The organism is Halochromatium sp. (genome assembly GCF_046541315.1).
Taxonomy (GTDB): Bacteria; Pseudomonadota; Gammaproteobacteria; order Chromatiales; family Chromatiaceae; genus Lamprobacter.
In genome coordinates this window covers 1-12,344 of the sequence record NZ_JBKHDN010000074.1, presented here as the reverse complement: position 1 = coordinate 12,344, position 12,344 = coordinate 1, and the positions used below count along the sequence as shown (strand labels likewise).

8 protein-coding genes are annotated in these 12,344 nt (G+C 66.3%); 3 read left to right on the top strand and 5 right to left on the bottom strand.

Annotated features, from left to right (window positions below):
• Positions 1-842 (bottom strand): deoxyribodipyrimidine photo-lyase (locus ACLFQI_RS06840; protein WP_410758158.1); only part of this gene is annotated, 842 nt, incomplete at its 3' end.
• An 8-nt stretch (positions 843-850) separates the two neighbouring features.
• The gene (locus ACLFQI_RS06835; RefSeq protein WP_410758157.1) at positions 851-1,783 is read right to left on the bottom strand and encodes a histone deacetylase family protein; all 933 of its coding nucleotides are present in this window, start codon (positions 1,781-1,783) and stop codon (positions 851-853) included.
• Positions 1,784-1,928: 145 nt separating this feature from the next.
• Between ACLFQI_RS06835 and ACLFQI_RS06830 the strand changes: the two genes are divergently transcribed.
• Positions 1,929-4,622 (top strand): GNAT family N-acetyltransferase, encoded by a 2,694-nt coding sequence (locus ACLFQI_RS06830; protein ID WP_410758156.1) that lies wholly within the window; start codon positions 1,929-1,931, stop codon positions 4,620-4,622.
• Positions 4,623-4,645: 23 nt separating this feature from the next.
• Here ACLFQI_RS06830 and ACLFQI_RS06825 read toward each other — a convergent pair whose 3' ends face one another.
• Complete coding sequence (locus ACLFQI_RS06825; protein WP_410758155.1) at positions 4,646-6,331, bottom strand: SulP family inorganic anion transporter; 1,686 nt, start codon at positions 6,329-6,331, stop codon at positions 4,646-4,648.
• A gap of 175 nt (positions 6,332-6,506) precedes the next feature.
• Between ACLFQI_RS06825 and ACLFQI_RS06820 the strand changes: the two genes are divergently transcribed.
• Positions 6,507-7,418 carry a hypothetical protein gene (locus ACLFQI_RS06820; RefSeq protein ID WP_410758154.1) on the top strand — a complete coding sequence of 304 codons (912 nt, stop codon included), beginning with the start codon at positions 6,507-6,509 and terminating at the stop codon, positions 7,416-7,418.
• Between the two features lie 27 nt (positions 7,419-7,445).
• A complete protein-coding gene (locus tag ACLFQI_RS06815) occupies positions 7,446-8,528 on the top strand; it encodes an EAL domain-containing protein (RefSeq protein WP_410758153.1) in 1,083 nt (360 codons plus the stop codon).
• A 113-nt stretch (positions 8,529-8,641) separates the two neighbouring features.
• Here ACLFQI_RS06815 and msrA read toward each other — a convergent pair whose 3' ends face one another.
• Both msrA and katG read right to left on the bottom strand, forming a co-directional pair.
• On the bottom strand, positions 8,642-9,937 hold the full coding sequence (gene msrA / locus ACLFQI_RS06810) for a peptide-methionine (S)-S-oxide reductase MsrA (protein WP_410758152.1): 1,296 nt from the start codon (positions 9,935-9,937) through the stop codon (positions 8,642-8,644).
• Between the two features lie 76 nt (positions 9,938-10,013).
• Positions 10,014-12,188, bottom strand: a complete 2,175-nt coding sequence (gene katG / locus ACLFQI_RS06805) for a catalase/peroxidase HPI (protein WP_410758151.1) — start codon at positions 12,186-12,188, stop codon at positions 10,014-10,016.
• Positions 12,189-12,344 lie beyond the last annotated feature (156 nt).

The following is a 12,344-nucleotide window of genomic DNA, read 5'->3' as shown; positions in this document are numbered from 1 at the left end:
CCGGAACCAGCGCCGGAACCAGCGCCAGAAGCGCCAGCATGGGCCTCGCGAATTCGGGCCAGGATCTGGCGCGGGCCGATCTCGCCGAAGTGCAGATGCGGCGAGAGTCTTGAGGTGCCAGACTCGGCAGGCCAATCGCGGGCCTCGCGATAGGACTTGATCGGGCCGTGCAGAAATTGTTCGAGTTGGGCGCGCGCGCCGGCCTCGCCCGGTTGCCACGCCTCGCGCAGCCCCTGATCCCAGGGGATGCTCGGCCGCAGCGCGAGGGCCTCGATAGCGAGCCCGCCGATCTCATCTGGAACCGGCGGCAAGGTGTCGGGTGGCGCGGCCGTGGCGGGCGCGGACCTCGCTGCGATCTCCGTGAGCCGTGGCCCGAGCCGGCGCCAATAGGGCGTGAACACGCGGTAAGGGTCACCGCTGCCGGTCTTCAGCGCCCAAGGCTCGCAGAGCAGGGCCGCATTGTGACTGGCGCAGTCGATCCCATCGGCGCGCAAGGCCTGTTCGATCGCGCTGTCGCGGGCGATGCTGGCCGGTTCATAGCCGCGATTCCAATGGACTTGCGAGGCGCCGCTGTCTGCGATCAAGGCGCGCAGGGTTGCCAGACTCGCGCCCTGGCGGATGATCAGCCGGCTGCCGAGGCGCTGCAGATGCTCGCCGAGCGCGCCCAGGCTTTGGTGCAGCCACCAGCGGGAAGCCGCGCCCGGCTGCCACGGCGCCTCTTCGTCAGGCGCATGCAGATAGACGGGAATGACGCGCTCGCAGCGCGCGAGCGCCGCCGCGAGGGCGGGATTGTCGCCGAGCCGCAGATCGCGGCGCAGCCAGACGAGGGCGGTGCTGGACATGATGTTGTCTAGCCGTGCCCGATCAGCTCGTCGATATGCACGGCCACGCTGCGCCCGAGCGCCGAGAGGTTATAGCCGCCCTCGAGACAGGAGACGATGCGCTCATGCGCATGGCGGACCGCGATCTCGCGCAACCGCGCGGTGATCCAGGCATAGTCCGGCTCGCGCAGCATGAAATGCGCCATGTCGTCTTCGGCATGACCGTCGAAGCCGGCCGAGATCAGGATCAGCTCGGGCGCGAAGGCGTCGAGCCGGGGCAGGCAGTGCTGCTCCATCGCGGCGCGGAAGGCCTCGCCATTGGTGCGCGCCGGTAACGGCAGGTTGATCACGTTCGGCGCCGTTGGGCCGGCGCCGGAGCCGGGATAGAATGGATGCTGGAAGCTGGAGCAGAACAACACCCGCTCGTCGCCGGCGAAGATATCCTCGCTGCCGTTGCCGTGGTGGACATCGAAGTCGACGATGGCGATGCGCGCGAGCCCATGCGCGTTCATCGCGTGCGCGGCACCAACGGCGACGTTGTTGAAGAAGCAGAAGCCCATCGAGCGCGCGCGCTCGGCATGATGACCGGGCGGGCGGATCGAGCAGAAGGCCGCGTGATGGCGCTCGCTCATCACCAGGTCGACCGCCATGACCGCGGCGCCCGCCGCATGCAGCGCGGCGCTCAGCGAGCCGCGCGACATCGCGGTGTCGCCATCGACCCAGACCAGCACATCCTCGACGCTGGGCGCGGCCTCGAACAGGGCATCGACGTAAGCCGCATCATGCACCGCCAAGAGTTGCTCACGGCTGGCCTTGGGCGCGTCATAATGGGTCACCAGCATCTCCATGCCGGCGGCGATCATGCGATCCGAGATCGCGTGCAGGCGCTCCGGCACCTCGACGTGGTGCGCGCCCATCTTATGGTCGAGACAGTCAGGGTGGGAGATGAAGGCGAGGTTCATAGGGCGCCTACCGCGGATGCTCATGATGGTTGTGAAAGCTTAATCCCTTTGTCATCGTTTTGCCTTGTTCTCGCTTGCCCCCTGACCCGATGACCCCGTGACCCGTCTGTCCACTGACCCGATTCGCCCCAGGAGGGGCCAGCCGATGCGACTCTCCGATGTCGACCAACTCTTCGTTCCCGAGGCGATCGCGGTATTCGGCGCCAGCGATCGCGAGGACTCGGTCGGCGCCATGGTCTATCGCAATGTCCTCGCCGGCGGTTTCAAGGGGCCTTGCTATCCGATCAATCCCAAGTATGAAACCGTCGACGACCAGCCCTGCTGGAAGGATCTGGCGGCGCTCAATAAGCATGTCGACCTGGCGCTGATCGCCACCCCGGCCGAGGCGGTGCCGGGCATCCTGGATCAGTGCGGCGAGTTCGGCGTGCGCGCGGCGGTGGTGCATTCGGCCGGCTTTTCCGAGCAGGGCGAGCGCGGTAGCGCGGTGCAGGAACGGCTGGTAGAGGCCGCAAGGCGCAACCGGATTCGGGTGCTGGGGCCGAATTGCCTGGGCGTGATGCGGCCCGCGCATGGCCTGAACGCGACCTTCGGCAACGAGCTGCCGCGCCCCGGCAACGTCGCCCTGGTCTCGCAATCCGGCGCGGTCTGCACGGCGATGCTGGATCGTTCCGGGCCGCGTCGGCTGGGCTTCTCGGCGGTGGTCTCGCTCGGTGCCGCGGCCGATGTCGATTTCGGCGACATCCTCGACTATCTGGCGCTGGATCCGCAGACCCAGAGCATCCTGCTCTATGTCGAAGGCGTGCGCGACGCGCGTCGTTTCATGAGCGGGCTGCGCGCGGCGGCGCGCCTGAAGCCGGTGGTGGTGGTCAAGACCGGCCGGCATCCGGCCGGCTCGCGCGCGGCGCGCTCGCACACCGGGGCCTGGGTCGGCTCGCACGAGGTGTTTCGCGCGGTGCTCGAGCGCGGCGGCGCGGTGCAGGTCGAGCGCCTGGCGCAGTTGTTCGCCGCCGCGCAGGTGTTCGGCGCCGGCCGGCGCCTGGCCGGCAATCGCATCGCGGTGATCACCAACGGCGGCGGTCCCGGCGTGCTGGCCGCCGATCGGGCGGTGGATCAAGGGCTGATCCTGTCCGAGTTGAGCGACGGGACGCGCGCCAAGCTCGAGCAGGCATTACCCGAGCATTGGTCGCACGGCAACCCGATCGATGTCATGGGCGACGGCTCGGCGCAGCGCTACCGGGATGCGCTCGAGGCCTGCCTGGCCGATGCCGGTGTCGATGGCGTGATCGCCTTGATGGCGCCATTGGCGACCAGTGATCCGACCAGCGTCGCGATGGAGGTGATCGAGGTCGCGAAGAAGACCCGCAAGCCGGTGTTGACCTGCTGGATGGGTGAAAGTCGGGTGGCCGAGGCGCAGGGGCTGTTCGCCGAGCATGGCGTGCCGCATTTCGAGTCGCCCGAGGTGGCGGTGGACGCGATGTCGTTCCTCGCCGAGCAGCGTCGCAACCGCATGCTGCTGATGCAGTCGCCGGGGCCGCTGTCGCAGCAGTTGGAGCCGGATATCGAGGGCGCGCGACTGATCATCGAGGGCGTGATGGCCGAGGGCCGCAAGGTGCTCGGCACCATCGAGGCCAAGGCGGTGCTCTCGGCGTTTCGCATCAACAGCACGCAGGCGGTGCTGGCGCGCTCGCCGAACGAGGCCCTGGTGGCCGCCGAGTCTCTCGGCTTCCCGGTGGTGATGAAGATCAACTCGCCGGATATCCGCTACAAGTCCGATGTCGACGGCGTGCGGCTCGGGCTGAGCGATGCGCAGAGCATTCGCCGCGCCTATACCGAGCTGACCGAGCGTGCGCAGAAGCTGCGGCCGCAGGCGCAGATCCAGGGCGTGACCGTCGAGCACATGGTGCCGACCCGCGCCGCGCGCGAGCTGATGGTCAAGGTGGTGCGCGATCCGATCTTCGGGCCGGTGATCAGCTTTGGCGCCGGCGGTACCGACATGCAGGTGCTCGAGGATAAGGCGCTCGGTCTGCCGCCGCTGAACGCCTTCATCATCCAGACCATGATCGAGCACACGCGGGTGGCACGGCTGATGGGCGCCTACAGCAACATGCCGCCGATGAACCGCCAGGCGCTGTCGCGCATCCTGCAGCGGGTCTCGGAGATGGTCTGCGAGCTGCCGGAGATCCTCGAACTGGAGATCAATCCGCTGATCGGCAACGATCTCGACGTGATCGCCGTCGATGCGCGCATCCAGGTCGATTATCGCCCGCCGCAGATGCCGATCTACGGGCACATGGCCATCCATCCCTATCCGCAGCATCTGATTGAGCAGGTGCCGCTGCCCGATGGCACCGATCTGACCATCCGCCCGATCCGACCCGAGGATGCGCAGATGGAGCAGGACTTCGTGCGCGGTCTCTCGGATCAGACCAAGTATTTCCGCTTCATGCAGACCATCAAGGAGCTGTCGCCGGAGATGCTGGTGCGCTTCACCCAGATCGACTACGACCGCGAGATGGCGCTGATCGGGGTGATCCGCGCGCCCGACAGCGAGGGCGGCGGGCAAGAGCAGGAGGTCGGGGTCGCGCGTTACATGGCGCATCCGGGCGGCGATACCTGCGAGTTCGCGATCGTGGTCGCCGATGCCTGCCGGCGGCGCGGGATTGGCGCCCGACTGATGCGCTCGCTGATGCAGAACGCGCGCAACAAGGGGCTGCGGATCATGGAAGGCGAGGTCTTGAGCGCGAATACGCGCATGCTCGCATTGGTCAAATCGCTCGGTTTCCGCATCGAGACCGATCGCAATGACCCGACCGTGAAGCTGGTGTCGAAGGTGTTGTGAGGCGTCCCTGCCAGCGCTGACGCTCAGGCCGGGATCTGTCCGGCCCGCTCCGAGACCGCCCGCTTGAGTGCCGCCGAGCGGCTGTCGATCCAGTTCTCGGCCGGGAGGATACGGCCAAGCCCCAGACTCTCGAAACGCTTGCGCGGTTGATCGTGGATACCGGCAAGGTAGACCCGGCAGCCATGCGCGACGGCCTCGCGAATCACGCCCTCGACCGCCAGCGAGGTGGTGACGCCGACATGCGGGACCTCGGTCAGATCGATCACCAAAGAACGCGCTCCGAGCAGATCATTCTGCTGCCGGGTGATCGCCTTGGCGGCACCGAAGATCAGCGGACCGCTGAGACAGAGCATGACGACGCCATTGCTCGGGTCACGCAGGATGCGGGCGTCCTCGGGCGCGGCATTAGGGCAGTCCAGGCCGTCTTCGTTGTGCGGCAGGCCAAGCACGCGCACGCCTTCGGATTGGAGGTCGGCGAGCCGACGGATGGTGAGGACGTTGGCGACGAACAGCCCGATGCCGACGGCGGTGATCAGATCGACGAAGACCGTCATGGCGATGACGCCGTACATGATCAGCGCGCCGCGAATGGAAACCCGGTGCGCGCGGCGCAAAAAACCCCAGTCGATGATGTCGATGCCGACCTTGATCGCAATGCCGGCGAGCACGGCCTTGGGGATGGGCTCGACGAGCGCGCTGGCGCCGAAGACGATGATCGCCAGGATCAGGGCGCGGGTCAGGCCGGACAGCGCGGTGCGCCCGCCGGTCTGGATATTGACCACGGTGCCCATGGTCGCGCCCGCGCCTGGCAGACCGCCGAACAGGCCCGAGGCGAGGTTACCAAGCCCTTGGCCCATCAGTTCCTTGTCCGAGTTGTGCTGGGTGCGGGTCAGGCTGTCGGCGATGACCGAGGTGAGCAAGGCGTCGACGGAACCGAGCAAGGCCAGCACCAGCGCATCGACGACGATGGTCTGCCAATGCGCCGCATTGAAGGTGGGCAGCTGCAGCGTGGGCAGTCCACCCGGGATTGAGCCGATGGCGCGGTAGGTCTCCCCGGCGAACAGTTGCGGCAGCAGAAAGAGGGCCAACAGGGTGCCGACGATGAGCGCCAGCAGCTGCGGTGGGATGAAGCGCTGGAGACGCTTTGGCATCAGCAGCAGAATCGCCAGCGAGAGACCGCCTAAGGCGGCCTCGGCGGGCTTGAGGGTGGCGATGAAGTCGGGAATCGCCAGCAACGAGCCGAGCACGCCGCCGGGCGGTGAGGCATAGCCAAGCAGCGGCGGCAGCTGGATGATGATGAGGATGAAACCGATGCCCGACATGAAGCCGGAGATCACCGTGTACGGCATCATCGTCACGTAGCGTCCGAGCTTGAGCAGGCCGAAGATCACCTGGAAGACACCGGTGAGCATGACGGTGGTGAACGCCATCGCCATGCCCTGCTCGGGGTTAGCCGCCAGCATGCCTGCAATCACGGCGGTGAAGACCACCGTCATCGGTCCGGTCGGCTCCGAGATCAGCGTCGGCGTACCGCCGAACAGGGCCGCGAACAGGCCGATGAGCACGGCGCCGTAGAGGCCGGCCTCGGCGCCGGCGCCGGAGGCGACACCGAAGGCGAGAGCCATCGGCAGCGCGATCACCGCCGCCGTGACGCCACCGAAGAGGTCGCCCTTCAGATGGCTGAGATTGATCTGATTGAAGACGCGCATAGGTCTCCGCTTTCCTTCACAGCTTTTGGAATCGTTTGGGCCTCTAGGGTAAGGGCTAGGCGCCGGGAACCGAAATCGAAAACCTGAATCGATGCCATAGAGCGCTCGGCGCTATACTAGCGGTTGAGTGTGGTTTCGTCTTGTTGTCGTTCGTTGTTAGAGGATGCCTCCTGATATGCGCTGGTCCAAGTCTGTGCGCGCCTTGCTGCTGTTGGCTTCGCTGTCGGCGATGGGGCCTGCGAGCGCGCAGCCCCCTGCCGACGCCTGGCGTTTGCGCATCGAGTCCGGCGCCGTGCACCGTTGGCGCGCCGACATCGACGCCGGCGACGAGTTCGAGCGCGATGTCTGGTCGGTGCGACTGGGGGCGGACCGCGTGCTCGCGCCCGATCTGCGCCTGGGGCTGTCGCTCGGCTACGACGAGCGGGATTATCGCTTCCACGGCGCGACCGGCTTTGGCGCCCGCGCGCCCTGGTCCGATGTGCGCGAGCTGCGCTTGAGCGGCAGCCTGAGCTGGAAGGCCGATGAGCGCTGGAATCTGTTCGCGGTGCCGACCCTGCGCTGGTTTGCCGAGGAGGGCGCCGATCTGGGCGATGGCCAGATCGCTGGCCTGCTCGCCGCAGCGAGCTATCGGGTCGATGAACGCCTCAGCATCGGCCCCGGCTTTGGAGTCTTTTCCGCGCTCGAGGATACGACCGACTGGTTCCCGATTCTCGCCATCGACTGGCAGCTCACCGACACCCTGGCGCTGCGCACTGGCGGCGGCTTCGCCGCGACCCAGGGGCCGGGCCTGGTGCTAGATTGGCGCCCGACGGAGCACTGGGCCTTGACGCTCGGCGCGCGTTACGAGAAGGCGCGTTTTCGCCTCGACGACAGCGGCATTGCCGTCGGTGGCATCGGACAGGAGATCTCGGTGCCCGTCTATCTCGGCGCGACGCGGACCTTTGGCTCCCAGCTGAGCCTGAGCTTGATCGCCGGCGTGGAGTTCGCGGGCGAGTTGCGGTTGGAGGATGCCGATGGCGACCTCATCGACAAAACCCATTACGATCCCGCGCCTTTTGGCGGCGCCACGCTCGATCTTCGTTTCTAATCGCGCGACTCGGGAAGGAGCGTTTCAATGGCGAACGAACATGACTGCGAGCGCTGCGGTCGGCCGCAGTCGCCGCAGTCGCCGCAGCGCGAGTCCGGGCGGCTGTTCCTCTGGCCGCCGCTCGGGTACACCAAGCAGAAACTGCGCGCCGCGTTCGAGGCCAACGCCCTGGCCATCGGCGAGACGCCGGATCAGGCCGGATTGATCATCCCGGTCGGTGCCGAGCGTCATGCCGCCTTGGCGACCCTGCTCGCCGAGCAGACGACCCCGGCCGAGGCGCGTGATAGCCGCGCCCTGTTCATGGTCGGAGAGGGCGAGCCTGGTTTCGCGCAGTTGGGGCAGGTCGAGACCCTGGCGACCTATATCGCGCGTGGCCGCGGCGCCTGGCTGCAAGAACTGCTGCACGCGGAACGGGTGACGACCCATTTCCAACCCATCTTCCACGTCGCCGAGCCCGCGCGGGTGTTCGCGCATGAATGTCTGCTGCGCGGGATCGATGATCAGGGGCATTCCGTGTCCCCGGGCCTGATGTTCGAGCTTGCCGCGCAAGCCGATCTGGTGTTCGTGCTGGATCGCCTGGCGCGCATCACCGCGGTCCGAAATGCCGCCGCGCATGGCGTCGACAGCCGCATCTTCATCAATTTCACCCCGGCTGCGGTCTATGATCCGGTGAACTGCCTGAAGACCACCGTTGCCGCAGTGGAGAGGTCTGGGCTGGAACGTGAGCGCATCGTGTTCGAGGTGATCGAGACCGAGCGCATCAGCGATCCCGAGCACCTGGCGAATGTGCTGAACTATTACCGCGAGGCCGGCTTCAGGATTGCGCTCGATGACCTGGGGGGCGGCTATGCCGGGCTCGGTCTGCTGCCCAGCTTGCGACCCGACTTCGTCAAACTCGATCGTTCCTTGGTCGCCGGGGTCAGTCGCGACCGAGCGCGGGCGATCATCATCGAGCGCGTGACCCAGATGGCGCATGACCTTGGCATCGAGGTGGTGGCCGAGGGGGTCGAGCAGGCCGAGGATCTGGTCTGGCTGCAGGCGCACGCGGTTGATTATGTGCAAGGCTTTCTCCTCGCTCGGCCAGCCCCAACGCCACACCCCTCCCAGTGAACCTATTGCCGCAGATCGCGTCTTGATCGACCGCCAGCGGGACTCGCGACATTCGGCAAGAGGGCCAACGAGCCGCGCCGGCCAGTCGCGTGAAATTTACCGGTCAGCAGGTCTCAATTGGCCTCAATATCGGCGATAAAGCTCAGCACGTTACCATTGATGCAGTAGCGTTTACCGGTCGGCGGTGGGCCATCGTCGAAGACATGGCCGAGGTGGATGCCGGAGCTGGCGCTGCGCACCTCGGTGCGGCGCATGCCGTGGGAATCGTCCTCGTGATAGGTCAAGGCACCTTCGACGGGGTTGAAGAAGCTCGGCCAGCCGCTCTTGCTCTCGAACTTGGTGTCGCTGCGAAACAGCGGTGCGCCGGTGATCGGATCGACGAAGACGCCGGGGCGTTGTTCATCCAGATGCGAGCCGGTGAAGGCGCGCTCGGTGCCCTGCTCGAAGGCGATGCGTTGCTGCTCCGGGGTCAGGATCTGAAAGCCAAGCCAGGTCCAGAAGCGTTCCTGGTCGCCCTTGTAGCCGGTGTAGCGCGAGACCTCCTGGCCGTCCTCGAACAGGACCATGGTCGGGGTCGCGAACAGATCCTTTTCCAGCGTCCAACCTTCGGGCGGACGCGGATTCAGGGTCGTGACCACCGGCACCTCGGACGACCAGCCGGCCAGCACCTCGGCGCGGAACCGCTTGCAGAACGGGCAGTCCTCGGCCTCGAAGACGATTAGCTGGCGTTCGGCATCGAGATCGCTGGCGTGCAGGCGTTCGGGCTGGCGCTTGGCGGCCTCGGACGAAGACTTGGCGGTCCCGTCCTGTGCGAGACCGGGATAAGCGACCTGGGTGCCGCCGAGACCGCAGTAGCCATCGGGGTTCTTCGTCAGATAATCCTGATGGTCGGACTCGGCGCGATTGTAGTGGCGCAGCGGCGCGATCTCGGTGGTGATCGGGCCATAGCCGGCGGCGTCTAACGCCTGTTGGTAGGTGTCGCGGGTCTCGATGGCGACGGCGCGCTGCGCCGGGTTGCTGTAGTAGATCGCGCTGCGGTAATTGCTGCCGACATCGTTGCCCTGGCGGTCGCCCTGGGTCGGATCATGGTTCTCCCAGAAGCCGATCAGCACCTGCTCAAGGCTGACCCGCGCAGGGTCGAAGGTGACCTTGACCACCTCGGCATGATTGCGCGCGTCGCTCTTGCCGCGCTGGATGCGCTTCTCGAGCGTCAGTACATCACGATAGCCGACGCGCTCGGCATCGCCGCCGGCGTAGCCGGATTCGACATCGAGCACGCCGGGGATCTCGGACATGCGTTTTTCGGCGCCCCAGAAGCAGCCCATGCCGAGCACGATGGCGTCGGTCGCGGCGAGGGCTGGCAGCGGAACGATCGCGAACAGGACGGGGATCAGAAGACGGGAGAGCATGGTGTGTGACCGGTCGCCTGGCCTGGTTCGCAATCGTTCTTGAACGCTGGCCAATGGAAGGGATGAGCCTGTCAGCTTATGACAGATCGAAGCGATCGGCGTTCATGACCTTGGTCCAGGCGGCGACGAAGTCGCGCACGAACTTCTCCTGGTTGTCATCCTGCGCGTAGACCTCGGCGTAGGCGCGCAAGATCGCGTTGGAGCCGAACACCAGATCGACCCGGGTCGCGGTCCATTTGACCGCGCCGGTCTTGCGCTCACGGATCTCGTAGAGATTGTTGCCGGCCGGTTCCCAGCGGTAGCCCATGTCGGTCAGGTTGACGAAGAAATCGTTGCTCAGGGTGCCCACGCGCTCGGTGAGGACGCCATGCTGGGTACCGCCGTGATTGGTCCCAAGCACGCGCAGGCCGCCGACCAGGACGGTCATCTCGGGGGCGGTGAGGCCCATCAACTGGGTGCGATCGAGCATCAGCTCTTCAGGGGTGACGGCGTAGTCCTTTTTCAGCCAGTTACGGTAGCCGTCGTGGATCGGCTCCAGCGGCGCGAACGAGTCGGCGTCGGTCATCGCCTCGGTGGCGTCGCCACGGCCCGGGGAAAAGGGCACCTCGATGGCGAACCCGGCCATCTTGGCCGCCCGCTCGATGCCGACATTGCCGCCGAGCACGATGGTATCGGCCAGGCTGGCACCGGCCTCGGTGGCGATGCCCGCGAGGACGTCCAAAACCTTGGCCAATCGCTCGGGCTCGTTGCCTTCCCAATCCTTCTGCGGGGCCAGGCGGATGCGCGCGCCATTGGCGCCGCCGCGCATGTCCGAGCCACGGAAGGTGCGCGCGCTGTCCCAGGCGGTGGCGACCAGCTCGCCAATGGAGAGGCCGCTCGCGGCGATCTTGCGCTTGAGGGCGCCGATGTCGTAGCGCGTATTGCCTGCCGGCACCGGGTCTTGCCAGATCAGATCCTCGGCGGGCACATCGGGGCCGATGTAACGGGACTTGGGTCCCATGTCGCGGTGCGTCAGCTTGAACCAGGCGCGCGCGAAGGCCGCCGAGAGGGCGTCGGGGTCGCGGTAGAACCGTTCCGAGATCTCGCGATAGACCGGGTCCATCTTCATCGCCATGTCGGCGTCGGTCATGATCGGGTTGTAGCGGATCGAGGGATCCTCGACATCGACCGGTTTGTCCTCCTCTTTGATGTCGACGGGCTCCCACTGCCAGGCACCGGCCGGGCTCTTCTTCAGCTCCCATTCATGATCGAGCAGCATCTTGAAGTAGCCGTTGTCCCATTGGGTCGGGCGGCTGGTCCAGGCGCCTTCGATGCCGCTGCCGACGGTGTCGCGGCCGATGCCGCGCTGGGTCTTGTTGAGCCAGCCGAGGCCCTGGTCCTCGAGCGCGGCGGCTTCGGGATCGGGGCCGAGCAGCTCGACATCGCCGTTGCCGTGGCATTTGCCGACGGTATGGCCGCCGGCGGTCAGCGCGACGGTTTCCTCGTCGTTCATCGCCATGCGGGCGAAGGTCTCGCGCACATCGATGGCGGTCTTCAGCGGGTCGGGATTGCCGTCGACGCCCTCGGGGTTGACGTAGATCAGACCCATCATGACCGCGGCCAGGGGATTTTCCAGCTCACGCTCGCCCGAGTAACGGCTATTGGGGGTATCGCTGGTGGCCAGCCATTCCTTCTCCGAGCCCCAGTAGGTGTCCTTCTCGGGATGCCAGATGTCCTCGCGACCGAAGCCGAAGCCGAAGGTCTTCAGGCCCATGGATTCATAGGCGACGGTGCCGGCGAGGATGATCAGGTCGGCCCAGCTGATCTGGTTGCCGTATTTCTTCTTGATCGGCCACAGCAGCCGCCGCGCCTTGTCAAGGTTGACGTTGTCCGGCCAGCTGTTGAGCGGGGCGAAGCGCTGATTGCCGGTGCCGCCACCACCGCGGCCATCGGCGATGCGGTAGCTGCCAGCGGCGTGCCAGGCCATACGGATCATCAGGCCGCCGTAGTGGCCCCAGTCCGCCGGCCACCAGTCCTGACTATCGGTCATGAACGTGCGCAGGTCGTTCTTCAACGCCTCGACGTCGAGTTGCTTGAGCGCTTCGCGATAGTCGAAGGCCTCGCCCATCGGGTCGGTCTTGCGGTCGTGCTGATGCAGGATGTCGAGGTTGAGCGCCTGCGGCCACCAGTCCATGTTCGAGGTGCCGACGCTGGTATTGGCGCCGTGCATGACCGGACACTGGCCTGAATGCGTTGTCTGATGGGGTTCCATGATTGCCTCCGCTCGTTTTGGGGTCTGTGGATGCTCGGCTTGCGCGTGTCAGGGGACTGACGCGCGGAGTCCAGGCTACGGCGAGCGAGCCGCGTTGGCTAATCGTTTGCTTGTCACGGCGTCATCGGCATAACCGATTGCGCGCTGGGCGGGCGT